The sequence below is a fragment of the [Clostridium] scindens genome, from assembly GCF_019597925.1.
Classification (GTDB): Bacteria; Bacillota; Clostridia; order Lachnospirales; family Lachnospiraceae; genus Clostridium_AP.
Map to the genome: position 1 here is coordinate 2,671,502 of NZ_CP080442.1, position 15,690 is coordinate 2,687,191.

Sequence of the window (15,690 nt, forward strand, 5' to 3'; positions counted from 1 at the left end):
CTTGAGGGAATGGCTTCCTCTTAATCTTTTAAATCCAAGTCTTTTCGAAGACTCTGGGTCAGAAGCATCTTATCTACTTCCCTCATATCATGCTTCTTTGCTGACGGCCCCTTCTTTGCAGAAGGCTTCCTTGGCGCTTTCTTCTGGGACGGCGCTGCTACATTCCTGCCCTGCCCTTTCCCTGATTTTCTGCGCACCTCTTCGGTATTGATGATCTCCGTCTCCTGCCTTTCATTGATCCTCTTCACCGTCTTCTCCGGTGTAGAGATGGAGACCTTAGGGATTGCTTTTACATAATAATAATATTCATCATCTTCAAACTGGAGATTCTCGCTTCTTGCATAATCCACCGTAAAGAAGAACAATTCCAGCACAAGTCCGATTGCGACGGCCGCAATACTTCCTCCGATCAAGGCTCCATAGGAAGTATGTACGCCAAGCGCAATGTCGCCGGCCGCGATCACGATGATGCTGGCAATCGCGCCTGTGATGATGGCGATCTTCCAGGCATGATCCATTGACTGCCTGCGTAAAGTATATACGACAAAGAAGCAGATGATGAATGCCACGATAATGACCCACATCTCTTTATTCTGGAAAACCTGCTTGGCATAATTGGCGACCTGGGTGAGCATTCCTTTTGCGCCTGCCCCCTCAATGGCGGCAGCCGACTTCTTCACATACTCCATCATGTAGAATACGATCGTTCCACATGCAATGGCAACCAGGCTTACCGGCGCTGCCACCAGGCCGCACGCGATGGGAATGACGTATGGAATCTTCAGCACGAAAGCCAGCGGCGTCAACAGCACGATCAGAGCCATCTTCGGCGTCAGTCTTAAATAGAAGATATACATGATCAAAAATACGATTGCCGTAACCGCCAAGGTTCCCAAGGATACCGCAAACATATGGGCCAGTATCAGAACCGTTGCCATTACGACGGTAACCATCAGTGGCAGGAAGGTACAGATGACTGCCAGGGCAAGGGATGCGACCGGCGATGCTGCGGCCTTCATAAAACCTACATTATGGTTAATTACTGAAAATGTTACTACAGCCAGGATAAACTGGAGCACCTTATCGAATATCTTGGAATTCCTTCCATATATCTCCTGCAGGCGTCCACGAAGCACATAAATACTATCCATCTATCTATTCTCCTTTTCATACATCTTTAGCAGTCTTGTCAGATCATGGTTATACTTCTTCACCCTTTGTCTGGCATCCCTGTGCTTTTGATTATAGATGTGGCTGGATATCACGGTATACAGGACCACCAGGAATACATAGCCTGCCAGAATAATCACCGCGAGCATTACGACAAGCCCGCTTGACATCTTCGAAAGCAGCTGCTCCATGCCTGCCAGCATAGCCAGCCCTACCACGCACACATAGCCAAACGTCACCCAGAGGAAAGAGCATATGCCATGCATGCTTGCATAATCTTTTCTGTAATATGCGCTGACCTTGAAATCTTCCTTTCCCTGCGTCTGTTCATAGAAAGCAAGACGGGTCATAAGCTTCACTTTTTTTTCGTCTAACATAATCCACCTCAAAATGTTGTCACTGTCATTTAAACATCATTTTTAGTATAACAAATATCAGTACCCTTGTCCAATACTTATAGTTAAAAAATAGACTTTTTCAACCCCTGCCCGCTTTAAAATATCTGCCGCCGCATCCATGGTGTTTCCAGTGGTGTAGATATCGTCCACCAGCAGTACGGTTGGCACTGGAACAAACCCGCGCCCAAGCGCAAAGGCCTTCCTTAAGTTTGCTTTTCTCTCCCCATGGCCCAGTGTCTTCTGGGGGCTTGTGGGGATCCTCCGGCAAAGGCTGGATGCGTCTACCGGTATCCCTAGCCTCCTGCCAAGTTCGCAGGCGACGATCTGCGCCTGATTGTAGCCTCTTTTTCTTCTTCGCGTTCGATGAAGCGGAATCGGAATGATCAGATCCGGATTCCATCTTCTGATGGACACAGCGAATTGCTCTGCCATTTCTTTGGCATACCAGGCTCCAAAACTTCTCTGATTGTGATACTTGAACTGATAGATAGACGTGCTGACCGGCTTTCTGTGAAGCCAGAGCGCAAGACCGCTGTCATAATGATGATGTGTATGCGAGCAGTCATGACAATATTCCTGCTCCATACGGGCAATCGGCTTGCCGCACCCTTTGCATCTTGGCTCATGGATCTTCAGTTTTTCCAGTTCTTTCCGACAGACACCGCAGATTCCCCGGCTGCTTGCCTTGCCACAGAATGGGCATATTTCAGGCCAGAGCCAGCGGAGGACAGTTTCATAGACTTTTCGTAAGATTGTCATTGTAATTCTTGGATTCGCTGTGCAAGGCTGGTATTGCGGTCCTGCTCATTGGTATTGCGTATCATCTCCTGGAATACCGAATCGCTTCCCACCAGAGTCACGCACTGCCTTGCTCTTGTAACAGCCGTATACAGAAGATTCCTGTGGTACAGCTGCCTAGGTCCCTGCAGAAGCGGTATGACCACTGCAGGATATTCACTCCCCTGTGATTTATGTATGGTAATGGCATAGGCCAGTTCCAACTCATCCAGTAAAGCATATGGATACTTTACCATTCTTTTTTCATCATACTCCACAATCACCGTTTCTTCATAGGTATTGATCTCCCGGATGATTCCCATATCCCCGTTGAAGATTCCCATGCCTTTGTCAATGGTCATGCCATATTTGGTGGCCACTTCCCATTCCAGCTGGTAATTGTTCTTAATCTGCATGACCTTATCCCCTTCTCTGAACAGGCGGTCTCCATACTCTTTTTCTGTCTTCCCCGCCTCCGGCGGATTGAGATACTCCTGCAGGATACGGTTCAGCCGCTCCACTCCCAGCAGGCCTTTGCGCATTGGGGTCAGCACCTGGATATCGTAAGGCTGGGCATTGACATACTTGGGCAGTTTCTTCTGGATTAGGGTGATAACCACGCTGATGATGACATTGGCGTCCTGCCGCTTCAGGAAGAAGAAATCCCTGCTCTTATTATCCAGCACGACTTCTTCCCCACGGTTGATCTTATGGGCATTCACCACGATATCGCTTTCTCCTGCCTGGCGAAAGATCTTGGTCAGCATCACCACCGGAAAGCAGTGAGACTCAATGATGTCTTTCAGCACGCTTCCCGGCCCCACGCTCGGAAGCTGGTTCCTGTCGCCTACCAGAATCAGCCGTGTCCCCGGGACGATTGCGCCCAGCAAGGCATGCATGAGCGGAAGATCCACCATGGACATCTCGTCAATAATAATTACATCTGCTTCCAGCGGATTCTCTTCATTGCGCCCGAATCCATTGACCGTCTCATCTTCTGGATTTCCGCTGACCTCCAGAAGGCGGTGGATGGTCTGAGCCTCATATCCGGTGGCCTCGGTCATCCGCTTGGCCGCCCGTCCCGTGGGGGCCGCAAGACGGATATCCAGCCCCTCGCTCTCAAAAAAATGTATCATGGCATTGATGGTTGTAGTCTTTCCCGTTCCCGGGCCTCCGGTCAGTACCAGGATGCCTCTTCTGGCAGCCTCCATCACCGCTGTGCGCTGCATGTCGTCCAGATACAGGCCGGTATTTTCTTCAATAGCCTGTAGCCGTTTCATCAGGCTGGCCTCCGCCACCTCGCAGGCGACATTCAGATCATGGAGCATCTTCGCCACATTCATTTCCATATAATAATAGTGAGATGCATAGACTCTCATGCCTTCTTGGGATTCCTTCATTACAATCTTCTTCTCAATAGCCAGATCCATCAGATACTTCTCGATATCCTGTATTTCCACTTCCAGCAGCTGGCCGGCACGGTAGGTCAGCGTTTCCTTTTTCAGATACACATGGCCTTCGTTCACGCTCTGTAAAAGGGTATAGAAAATACCGCTGCGGATGCGATAGTCGGAATCGGTATGGATTCCGACCTTGGATGCAATCTCATCAGCGGTCTTAAACCCTACGCCAGGCACATGGTCGGCTATCTGGTAAGGATTCTCTTCTATGACACGGTACACGCTCCGCCCGTAATGCTGGTATATCCTTGCTGCCAGAGTCGTCGATATCCCGTATTTCTGCAAATAGATCATTGCCTGGCGCATGTCCTTCTTTTCTTCTACTTGAGTGGCAATCTCCCGGGCCTTGCGCTCGCTGATCCCTTTGATCTCAGCTAAGCGTTCCGGCTCTTCCTCGATGATGCGGAAGGTATCCTGCTTAAACTTTTTTACAATCCTTCCGGCCAGGGCTGCGCCTACCCCTTTCACCGCTCCGGATCCCAGGTACCGCTCAATGGAAACCAAGTCCTCCGGCTCGCAGACTTCAGATGCCTCTGCCTTAAACTGCAGTCCGTACAGTTTATGGGTCGTATACTCTCCTTGCAATTTTAAGAGTTCGCCTTCCTCAATATAGTGGAAGTTTCCAACGCAGGTCATCTCGCCGTCGTCATTATTCAGATTAAATACCGTATACCCGTTATCTTCATTGCGGTATACGATGTGTTCTACATATCCTTTTATATTATCCATTAAAAATCTTTTCGCCCACCCATGAATTCAACAAACTGGCCGGTTCCGATGGCTACCACCTTCATCGGATCCTCGGCAGTCATAGTATTGATTCCGGTCTTCTCTTCGATTAGTTCTTCCAGTCCTCTTAACATCGCTCCCCCGCCGGTCAGCATGATTCCACGGTCAAGGATATCGGCAGACAGTTCCGGCGGCGTCCGCTCCAGCACGCTGATCACAGCTTCCACGATCTGTCCCGTAGTCTCCCTAAGCGCTTCTTCCGTCTCGGATGAAGTAACCGTAACGGTCTTTGGAAGTCCTGTCACCAGGTTCCTTCCTCTTACTTCCATGGCTTCATCCTCGATCAGGGGATAGGTCGTCCCAATCTTAATCTTGATATCTTCAGCCGTACGCTCTCCAATCAGAAGATTATGCTTCTTACGCATATAGCGCACGATGGCCTCGTCAAAATCATCTCCTGCCAGTTTGATGGAAGTATTCACCACCGTTCCTCCAAGGGAAATGACGGCGATATCGGAAGTTCCTCCGCCAACGTCAACGATCATATTTCCACAGGGCTTGGAGATGTCGATTCCCGCACCGATCGCGGCAGCCACCGGCTCCTCGATCAGATTGACTTCCCTGGCACCGGCTGCATAGGTCGCCTCTTCCACCGCTTTTTTCTCCACTTCCGTCACGCCGCTTGGCACGCAGATGCTGATCCGCGGCTTCTTGAATGTACGCTTGCCCATGGCTTTCTGCACAAAGTACTTTATCATCTTCTCCGTAACCGTATAATCTGAGATCACGCCCTGGCGCAGCGGGCGGATAGCCACGATGTTGCCCGGCGTCCTTCCAAGCATCAGGCGCGCTTCCTCGCCGATTGCCTTAATTGCGTTGGTATCCCTGTCAAATGCCACCACGGACGGCTCTTTTAAGATCACGCCCTTGCCCTTGACATATACCAGAACGCTGGCGGTACCCAAATCAATTCCAATATCTACTGACATCCTTATTCCCCTTTCATTATGCTATCTATTTGATTATCATTTGTTTATCCAATTAAACGCATCTTATGTGCACGTTTCATTATAATCAAATTTCCGAAAAATGGAAACCCCCTTTTTCCTTAATTCTTTGTGAACCGCCCTTATCGGCGCAGCATGGCGTCGATATATTTTCCTGTGTAGGACACAGGATTTGCAGCCACTTCTTCTGGTGTTCCCTGGGCAATAACGGTGCCTCCCTTATCTCCGCCTTCCGGACCGATGTCGATGATATAGTCCGCGGTCTTAATCACATCCAGATTGTGCTCGATGACGATGACCGTGTTCCCGTCGGAAGACAGCCTGCGCAGTATCTCCGTCAGTTTGTGCACATCTGCAAAATGCAGTCCTGTCGTAGGTTCATCCAGGATGTATATGGTCTTTCCCGTGCTTCTCTTGCTCAACTCTGTTGCCAGCTTGATCCGCTGCGCCTCCCCTCCTGACAGGGTTGTGGACGGCTGCCCCAGGCGGATGTATGACAGCCCCACGTCGTTGAGCGTCTCCATCTTCCTGCGAATGCTGGGTACATTCTCAAAGAAATGGAGCGCTTCCTCCACCGTCATATTTAGCACATCATAGATGCTTTTTCCTTTATACTTGACCTCCAGCGTCTCCCTGTTATAGCGCTTGCCTTTGCAGACTTCGCAGGGGACATAGACATCCGGCAGAAAATGCATCTCGATCTTCAGGATGCCGTCTCCGCTGCAGGCTTCGCACCTGCCGCCCTTGACATTGAAACTGAAACGCCCCTTCTTGTAGCCTTTCGCCTTGGCATCGGCCGTAGCGGCGAACAGATCCCGGATCAGGTCAAATACCCCGGTATACGTGGCCGGGTTCGAACGGGGCGTACGTCCGATCGGAGACTGGTCGATGTCGATGACCTTATCCAGCTGCTCGATTCCTATGATATCCTTGTGCTTGCCAGGAATGGTCCTGGCCCTGTTCAGTTCTTTTGCCAGACGCTTGTACAGGATTTCGTTGACCAGTGAACTTTTCCCGGAGCCGGAAACGCCTGTCACGCAAGTCATCACTCCCAGCGGGAACTGCACATCTATATTCTTCAGATTGTTCTGCCTGGCTCCGATCACCTTCAGCCATCCGGTAGGTTTTGCCCGCTCCTTGGGCACAGGTATCTGAATTCTCCCACTTAGGTATGCGCCAGTTATGGAATTCTTATTCGCCATAATCTCTTCTGCATTCCCTTGGGCGACGACTTCTCCCCCGTGTTCTCCGGCGCCTGGCCCGATATCCACAATATAATCGGCTTCGCGCATGGTGTCCTCGTCATGTTCTACGACCACCACCGTATTGCCCAGATCCCGCAGATGCTTTAAGGTTCCCAGCAGCTTGTCATTATCCCTCTGGTGCAGGCCGATGCTTGGCTCATCCAGAATATATGCCACTCCCACCAGGCCGGAGCCTATCTGGGTAGCCAGGCGGATCCTCTGCGCTTCTCCGCCCGACAGGCTTCCCGTTGCCCGTGACAGCGTCAGGTAGTTCAGGCCCACATCCATCAGGAATTGGATTCTCGCGTTAATCTCCTTCAGTATCTGCCCTCCAATCATCATCTGATGCTTATTCAGCTTCAGGCGGCTGAGGAACTTCTGAAGACGCTCGATCGAAAGCGCCGTAACCTCTGCAATGTTCTTTCCGCCTACCGTAACTGCCAGCGCTCCTGGCTTCAGCCTCTGGCCGCCGCACTCATGGCAGGGCGTGATACGCATGAACTCTTCGTATTCTGCCTTTGACGTCTCGGAAGACGTCTCCCGGTATCTGCGCTCCACGTTGCGGATCAAGCCTTCAAAGGCCACGTCATAGACGCCTTCTCCCCGCTGGCCCCGGTAATGCACCTTGATCTCCTTGCCTCCGGTTCCGTTGATGATAATGTCATGAATTTTCTTCGGATACTTTTTAAAAGGCGTGTCCAGAGAAAACTTATACTCTTTGCTAAGCGCATCCAGGATAGCATAAGTAAAACTCTTCTTATCCGTACAGGACTGCCATCCCATGACGGTTATAGCCCCCTCGCTGATGCTCAGATTCTTATCCGGAATGATCAGATCCTCGTCAAACTCCATCTTATAGCCCAGACCGAAACATTCCGGGCAGGCGCCAAAGGGATTGTTAAAAGAGAAGCTTCTCGGCTCGATCTCATCAATGCTGATCCCGCAGTCCGGGCAGGCAAAGTTCTGGCTGAAGTTAATCGGTTCCCCGCCAATGACATCCACGATCAATAGCCCTTCTGCCAAGGCCAGCACATCCTCAATGGAATCCGTCAGCCTCTGCTCAATGCCCTCCTTTACTACCAGACGGTCTACGATGATCTCTATGTTATGCTTGATATTCTTATCCAGCGCGATCTCTTCGGATAATTCGTACAAGTTCCCATCCACCCGCACGCGGACATACCCGCTTTTCTTAGCCCGTTCAAATAGTTTTGCATGGGTTCCCTTCCTTCCCCGCACTACCGGGGCAAGGAGCTGGATCTTGGTCTTCTCGGGAAGTTCCATGATCTGATCCACCATCTGGTCCACCGTCTGTTTCTTAATCTCTTTCCCGCACTGCGGACAGTGCGGAATTCCGATTCTTGCATAGAGCAGCCGGAAATAGTCATAGATCTCCGTCACCGTCCCTACCGTGGAACGAGGATTCCGGTTGGTGGACTTCTGGTCAATCGAGATGGCCGGAGAAAGTCCCTCAATGCTCTCCACGTCCGGCTTCTCCATCTGTCCCAGGAACTGTCTGGCATAGGAGGACAGGGACTCCATATACCTTCTCTGCCCCTCCGCATAGATCGTATCGAAGGCCAGGGAGGACTTGCCTGAACCGCTTAGGCCCGTCAATACCACCAATTCATTTCTGGGGATATCCAGATCAATATTCTTCAGGTTGTGCTCGTTGGCTCCCCTGATCTTAATAAACTGTCTGTTTGAATTCTTTTCGGTCATTGCTTTATCCTTTCAATAGTTTCTTCAATTCTACTAATTTATCACGCAATTCTGCGGCTGCCTCGAAGTTCAATTCTGCGGCTGCCTTCTTCATCTGTTTCGTCAGTTCTTTTGTCAGTTTCTCCAGTTCCTTCTCGCTCATGGATTCCGGATCTTTCTCCAGGCGCAGTTCTTCCGCCGCCACCTTCTTAGATACGGCGATCAAGTCACGGACGCTCTTCTGGATGGTCTGCGGCGTAATCCCATGGGCTTCATTATATTCCATCTGTACCTTTCTGCGCCGTTCGGTCTCATCAAGGGCAAGGCGCATGGAGTCCGTAATCTTATCTGCATACATGATGACATGGCCCTCTGCGTTACGCGCGGCACGGCCGATGGTCTGTATCAGGGACGTCTCGGAACGCAGGAATCCTTCCTTGTCCGCATCCAGGATTGCCACCAGAGTGATCTCTGGTATATCCAGTCCCTCTCTTAAAAGATTGATTCCCACCAGCACATCGAACACGTCCAGGCGCATATCCCGTACAATCTCGGTACGCTCAAGAGTATCAATATCCGAGTGAAGGTATCTGACACGGATGCCCAGTTCCCTCATATAATCTGTCAGATCTTCCGCCATCCGCTTTGTCAAAGTGGTAATCAATATCTTATTCTTCTTCGCGATTTCCTTATTCACTTCTCCAACAAGATCATCAATCTGGCCTTCCACTGGACGAACCTCTACCTCCGGATCAAGCAGGCCAGTTGGACGGATGACTTGTTCCGCCCGCAGCAGTTCGTGCTGTTCTTCATAAGGACCCGGAGTCGCGGATACGAACATGACCTGATCAATCTTGCTCTCGAACTCCTCAAAACTTAACGGCCGGTTATCTTTGGCAGATGGCAGACGGAATCCATATTCCACCAGCGTGGACTTTCTGGACTGGTCCCCATGGTACATGCCGCCTATCTGGGGCACCGTCTTATGGGACTCGTCAATCATCATAATAAAGTCATCCGGGAAATAATCGATCAGAGTATGCGGCGGCTGTCCTGGCTCCAGGCCGGTCAGATGCCGGGAATAGTTCTCGATCCCCGAACAGAAGCCAGTCTCCCGCATCATCTCAATGTCAAAATTGGTACGCTCGGAGATTCTCTGGGCCTCCAGAAGCTTCCCTTCGCTCTTAAAGTAGTGGATCTGATCCTCCAATTCCTCCTCAATACCACGGATCGCACGCTCCATGCTCTCTTTTGACACCACGTAATGGGATGCCGGGAAGATGGCGACATGGTTCAGCTCGTTCTTAATCTCCCCTGTCAGCACGTCCACTTCCGAGATCCGGTCCACCTCGTCCCCAAAGAACTCGATCCGGTAGGCCATTCCTTCCGTAAGCGCAGGGATGATTTCCAGTACATCGCCCCGCACACGGAAGGTTCCTCTCTTAAAGTCCATCTCATTGCGCTCGTACTGAATCTCAATCAACTTGCGGATAACCTCGTCCCGATCCTTCTCCATGCCGGGGCGAAGGGAGATGACCATGTTCTGGTAATCGATAGGGGAGCCCAGGCCATAGATGCAGGACACGCTGGCCACGATGATCACGTCCCTGCGCTCAGACAGCGCCGCCGTGGCGGAGTGGCGCAGCTTGTCTATCTCGTCATTGATTGAAGAGTCCTTTGCTATATAGGTATCGGAGGAAGGCACGTAGGCTTCCGGCTGGTAGTAGTCGTAGTAGGAGACAAAATACTCAACTGCATTATTGGGGAAGAATTCCTTGAACTCTCCATAGAGCTGAGCGGCCAGGGTTTTATTGTGTGCAATAATAAGGGTAGGCTTCTGCAATTCCTGTATCACATTCGCCATCGTGAAGGTCTTGCCAGACCCCGTCACCCCCAGTAAAGTCTGGCATTGATTCCCCTCTTTAAATCCCTGTACCAGCTTTTTAATCGCCTGTGGCTGGTCACCGGTCGGGGTGTATTCTGATACTAATTCAAACTTTCCCACTGCCAAAAACCTCCTTATTATTTCTATTGTTAACCCAAAATGGATTTTTCCTGTTCGTAACACAACGCAATTTTTAATACAAATTGATGATATAGTATACCATAATTTATCCTATATTAAAACATTCATGGCTTATATAAACTTGGACACACGCCAAATTCCTTTACAACACCTGTCATCATTGACATATATAAAAACACACTAAAATTCATTTTCACACGTTTCGAGAACATATGTTCCCACCCAAGTATAACGGTTATTTTTCGTACAGTCAATATGAAAATTAGAATTATATTGCTTTTATTTTCCAATCAAATAATAGACTGCAAAATGCTGCTGTTGCTTATATCAATTTCCTGTTTTAAACGCCTCTACATCATATTTCCACAAAAAATAAGACTATTGCGAGATATCCACAATAGTCTTACTTTTAAACTATGCTGAAATTTTCCTAAGATCTTTTCCATATTTTTCATTCAAAAGTCTGATGTCTTCTTCTGTATACGGATGTACTTCATCAATAAATTCTTCCATTTCTTCAACGGCACCCTCTATGATTGCCTGCTTATCCGTATATACATCTACTGTGATTATTGAACTGGCATGCCCCAACGAAGCCGCTATTGCACGTTGATTGATATTGTTTTTCATCAACAGGGTGGTGTAGGTATGCCTCAAGTCATGAGGTCTGATATAAGGAAGCTTTATACTCTCAATCAACTCTTTATAAGGCTCATATAGGTAGGAAATACTCCTTGGTCTTCCATAACTGGAACAGCAAATGTAATCCTTATCCTGGAAAGCCCACACTCCATGTTGCCGTCTGCTCCTGTTCTTTTCATATTTTGCGTTCTTCTAATATGCCATGGAACACATAATCAGAAATAGGAATTGTCGGCTTATTTTTATAGTATGATTCTCATAGTCAATATCTGAGTATTTTAAACCACTTATTTCACTCTTTCTTAAACCCATCAATACCATAAACAAGATGTACATATATATTTTTGTTCCTTTTGCTGCTTTTAATAGAACTTTTACCTGATCCAATGTATATGTCTTACTTAAGTCGATTCTTATCTCATGATAAGGTGAAGTTTCCGCATTCTTGGGCAACTGAAGTTCTGCTGCCGGATTATAAGTAATCAAATTTTTTGAAAGCGCAAATTCCAAAGACGTGTTCAAATTCGATTTTGCAATCTTGGCTTGTTACACATACATGTTTTAACCAGTAGTTCAATAATTCTTCCAGCTTCACGTCTTTGTATACGACATACTTTTTGCTATTAAGCTGTACAATTACGTTGTCTCTTTCCTTTTCTGCTTCTGATTTTTAAACAAACCCGGAATGCTGACATTCTTTTTCTGTAAGGTCATTAAATTTCACAACTACGCGGAATCCATATTTCCCCTTAATAGTGATAACACAGTCATAACTTTTATTTGCGTGCTTCCAACAGTTCCCTTATATGCAATTACTGTAGCTGGAGAACTACTTCTATTTGTATATTTAACAGTTGTATACGGCAAACTAGTACTAGCAGAAAATGATGCCGTCATAGATAACGTCTTTCTTGCAGAATATTGTTTATCTCCAAAACTCTCATTCCACACTGCGCCAGAACCAAACAATGCGATTTCTTCTGTTGTCAATTCCGTTTCACTCTTTCCCAATTCTTTAAGAATTATATCCTTGTTTTCTACAGAAAGGATATCCCCATATTGCATTGTAACCGAAGATTGTTCTTCAAGATTTTGTTCTGTGTCACTCGCAAGCGCAGTTATATTAAGTAGAAAAACTAAAGACAAAACTAACAATACAGACATCAAATTCTTATTCTTAATTTTTTTTATAAAAAATCCTCTCTTTTGTATTTAGTACCACGGATTAGGTAAAAACGGTAATACTCCATTCCAAATTGCACCAAGGATAATCTCAGTTCCTCCCATTAAAAAAAGAAGTATCATGCCAATTACAAAAACTGCATTCAAACTGCATATAAAAATTTTTATTGTCTTTGTTTCAAATATCACACATGTAAGCACTGAACTATAAAATGCAACCCATATAAAATTGAAAACAACCAATTTACTTCCACCTAGATACATAATACATAGAACAGGAAAAACAAATGATGCACATAAAACCAGGACCTTAACCCAAACTTTCGTTCTGATAAATTGTAAAACTTTTTTCATGTTATTACCTTCTTTCATTTACCATAACCCTACAATAACTTTTGTTCTTGCATTTTCTCATTCTTAAACAGAACATCTTGTTTCTTTTACCAATTCTATACTTCGGGTTTATATTCTTCGGGTTTATATTCTTCGGGTTGCAACCCTCCTCTCCTGATTTTTTATAATTATCGCTCAAATTAATTTGATAATTAAATTGTAATCTATCGACAGAATATTGCAATATTTCTTACCCAAACTACGATATCTATGTATAAAAAACTATCTTTTTGTGTCTACTACTTTTATAAGATGACATTAACACCCTAAACTGTATTTTCATTAATAATTAAGTTATTTTCGCAGAAAAAGCATTCTTTTCTACACTACCCCTAAATATATAATCATCCTGTCTAAGATAATTGAAATATTGTTCATAGTTCATACTCAACTTTTATCATATTTTTCCATACTCATCTTGATAATGTCGATCTCACATCTAAATACCAATTCAATTTCATACCGACTATATATTATAACAAAACTTTAAAGTTCTTATTTTCACCCCTGTAAGTTGTTTCTTTTATAAAAACAAGGACAGTTTTCTGCTGGAGTATGCCAAGACTCTGGGAACAAAAGGACATCAGATATTAGATGACAGTGACTTAAGTGCAGACCCTGTTGAGATTCTGTCAGAATATTATATTTATAAATCTTCGATTCTTGATGAAGCCGGATATATCCTGTGCAGAGATATCAATGACCGCTTTAACAATATATGGATGAGTAATTATGAGTATAATGAATATTCAGGGGTGCGCTGTCTTACGCCATTTCTGAGGAAAAGAATAGATGCCGGACAGTTTAAAATTAGTTATTCGGCTGAGGAAGCCGCATGGCTTATGCAGGCTTTGTTCCAGGGCTGTGTTTCATACTGGCTTCAGATTGAAGGAACAATCAAATTGCAGAATATAACGAAGGAACGGTTTCTTCCAATCGTGATTAAAAATCTTACCTAAACGAAACGGAGGACCCCAAAGTCATAAAATCTGACTCAAGGGTCCTCCGTTTCATACATCTAAAACCTCTGTAAGGTTATATCTTCATTAAAATTTCATCTGCCGGATCCATCCTTTCTCGCTTTCCCCCAAGGTAGTTAATTCCGGAGTACGAATCTCTTTTTTTATCTGCGCGGCAGCCGCATAGGTAATATTCCTTCCTGCAAAAATTTTAACATTCTCCATTGTAGTCAATAAGCCTCTATGCTACAATAATGTTTACTTAACTCTTGCCGACTGGAGGTATATCTGTGAGAAAACCTAATGCTGAGCACAGTAAAAAATGCAAGGCAAATATATATCGTGGGCAGCAATAATCCTTAGCATCCTGCTTTTGGCATCTTCGATCATCATCACCGGCTTTCCTGATATAAAGGATAGAATCCATTTTCCTGCCAAATCCCTGGATGCTTCTTTTGACGGCTGGTATTATTATGAAGGAACGGATAAAGTACCGGCTTCCCCGCTTCCATATAATGTTACCGGCTCGAAAGCCGACTTTTATAATATTATACCTGAAGGCTATAACACCGGATACGTCATGTCCTTTGACAATAGTTACCAATATATTAAAGTTTATATAGATGGCCAGCTAGTTTACCAATACCAGAAGGACAAGGAGAATCCTCGCTTCATGCCCTCTAAGATCCGATGCTTTGTGGATATTTTGCCAGAGTACTGTGGCAAGGAGGTTCGGATATCAATAAAAAGCGACTCTTTAAGTCCATATAGCAAACTGTCTCCCGTCTGGCTTCAGACGCCCAAAGAAGCAGTTAATACTCTTTTTATAGAAAACATCCGACCATTTTTATTCTTCATCATGATCGGAGGCCTCGGCATTGCGATGCTTATAGGGTTCCTCATCCTTTGCCGGCAGAAATCCCAGAACCGGCCCGACTTTTACATGCTGCTATACCTGGCGCTTTTCATTCTTGATTCAGCAATTTGGGTATTCACTGATTCCGGCCTTCCACAGTTTTTCTTCGGCAACAGCCTGTTAGTCATGGTGGTTTCTTTTGAAGCCTTCCTTCTGCTTCCGCTGCCGCTGCTTGCTTTTATCCGCACATTTAGTGGCCGCCAAAACTCCTTTGGCAAGTTTCAATGGCTCTGCGTGCTGAATTTTATCGCACAGAATCTGCTGTACATATTCGGCGCAGCCAATTTTATGCGGATGCTGCTTCTCACCCATGCTATCCTGCTGCTGAATATCGCTTACGGCGCTGTATACATGTGTGTCGAACTGTATCATAGCCGCTCGCTTTATGCTAAGTGGACATTGATCGGTTTGGGATTATTCGTAGGAATTTCCTGCCTGTCCCTTGTATCTTTTTATAAAACAAAGGGAAATGATAACTCCCGCTTTTTTACGCTGGGATTTACTATCTTTATCATTATTCTAATGCTCCTTATGTTTCGGCGCTTCCTCGGCATATCGGAAGAATCGGCCAAATCCGCAGTATATCAGGAACTGGCATATAAGGATATCCTTACAGGCCTGGGAAACCGGACTGCCTATGAGGAAAAACTGGAAACCCTGGACGATATCATACTGCTGAATCAGAACACCGCCGTTATCATGCTGGATATTGATAAGTTAAAGATTGTAAACGATACCTGGGGACACCGGGAGGGAGACTCCCTGATCCGGGACGCTGCTGAATGCATCTGGAATGCTTACGGGGATATTGGCGATTGCTACCGCGTTGGCGGAGATGAGTTTATCGTCATTCTGAAAAATTGTACGCTGACGCCTGACACCTATCGCGTAAATCTTGAAACGTCTATCCAGGCATGCAACGCGTCCAGAAATATCCCTCTGTCCATTTCAAGCGGTTTTGCCCAAAAGCCGGAAGATCTGCCGGAAATCACCATCCGAAGCCTGATCTCTATGGCTGACCAGCAAATGTACCAGCATAAGCATAAGGGAGCGTCAGACAAACCCGATTTTTAGGATACTATCTAC

The 15,690-nt window shown here is 46.3% G+C and carries 11 protein-coding genes and 1 pseudogene; 1 reads left to right on the forward strand and 11 read right to left on the reverse strand.

Going from position 1 to position 15,690, the window contains the following annotated elements; all coding sequences use genetic code 11:
* Nucleotides 1–20: 20 nt before the first annotated feature.
* The 11 genes and pseudogenes from K0036_RS12845 to K0036_RS12900 all read right to left on the reverse strand — a co-directional run bounded on the left by K0036_RS12845 (nt 21) and on the right by K0036_RS12900 (nt 13,913).
* Nucleotides 21–1,151 (reverse strand): hypothetical protein, encoded by a 1,131-nt coding sequence (locus K0036_RS12845; protein WP_025642951.1) that lies wholly within the window; start codon nt 1,149–1,151, stop codon nt 21–23.
* On the reverse strand, nt 1,152–1,547 hold the full coding sequence (locus K0036_RS12850; RefSeq protein ID WP_220429913.1) for a hypothetical protein: 396 nt from the start codon (nt 1,545–1,547) through the stop codon (nt 1,152–1,154).
* Between the two features lie 57 nt (nt 1,548–1,604).
* Nucleotides 1,605–2,327: a ComF family protein gene (locus K0036_RS12855; protein ID WP_220429914.1), complete on the reverse strand. Its 723-nt coding sequence runs from the start codon at nt 2,325–2,327 to the stop codon at nt 1,605–1,607.
* Nucleotides 2,324–4,534 (reverse strand): ATP-dependent RecD-like DNA helicase, encoded by a 2,211-nt coding sequence (locus K0036_RS12860; RefSeq protein WP_029466902.1) that lies wholly within the window; start codon nt 4,532–4,534, stop codon nt 2,324–2,326. The genes K0036_RS12855 and K0036_RS12860 overlap by 4 nt, the downstream gene beginning before the upstream one ends.
* Nucleotides 4,534–5,523 (reverse strand): rod shape-determining protein, encoded by a 990-nt coding sequence (locus tag K0036_RS12865; protein ID WP_025642949.1) that lies wholly within the window; start codon nt 5,521–5,523, stop codon nt 4,534–4,536. The genes K0036_RS12860 and K0036_RS12865 overlap by 1 nt, the downstream gene beginning before the upstream one ends.
* A 140-nt stretch (nt 5,524–5,663) precedes the next feature.
* Nucleotides 5,664–8,507: an excinuclease ABC subunit UvrA gene (gene uvrA, locus K0036_RS12870; RefSeq protein WP_025642948.1), complete on the reverse strand. Its 2,844-nt coding sequence runs from the start codon at nt 8,505–8,507 to the stop codon at nt 5,664–5,666.
* 4 nt (nt 8,508–8,511) lie between these two features.
* The gene (gene uvrB, locus K0036_RS12875) at nt 8,512–10,491 is read right to left on the reverse strand and encodes an excinuclease ABC subunit UvrB (protein WP_220429915.1); all 1,980 of its coding nucleotides are present in this window, start codon (nt 10,489–10,491) and stop codon (nt 8,512–8,514) included.
* Between the two features lie 435 nt (nt 10,492–10,926).
* A pseudogene (locus K0036_RS12880) lies at nt 10,927–11,676 on the reverse strand (tyrosine-type recombinase/integrase).
* Between the two features lie 204 nt (nt 11,677–11,880).
* The gene (locus tag K0036_RS12890; protein ID WP_173693827.1) at nt 11,881–12,318 is read right to left on the reverse strand and encodes a hypothetical protein; all 438 of its coding nucleotides are present in this window, start codon (nt 12,316–12,318) and stop codon (nt 11,881–11,883) included.
* Between the two features lie 48 nt (nt 12,319–12,366).
* Nucleotides 12,367–12,690, reverse strand: coding sequence for a hypothetical protein (locus tag K0036_RS12895; RefSeq protein WP_173693828.1), 324 nt, complete (start codon nt 12,688–12,690; stop codon nt 12,367–12,369).
* Nucleotides 12,691–13,775: 1,085 nt separating this feature from the next.
* Nucleotides 13,776–13,913, reverse strand: a complete 138-nt coding sequence (locus K0036_RS12900; RefSeq protein WP_155855064.1) for a hypothetical protein — start codon at nt 13,911–13,913, stop codon at nt 13,776–13,778.
* A 97-nt stretch (nt 13,914–14,010) separates the two neighbouring features.
* Here K0036_RS12900 and K0036_RS12905 point away from each other — a divergent pair, with 97 nt between their 5' ends.
* Nucleotides 14,011–15,678, forward strand: a complete 1,668-nt coding sequence (locus K0036_RS12905; RefSeq protein ID WP_220429917.1) for a GGDEF domain-containing protein — start codon at nt 14,011–14,013, stop codon at nt 15,676–15,678.
* Nucleotides 15,679–15,690: the final 12 nt, after the last annotated feature.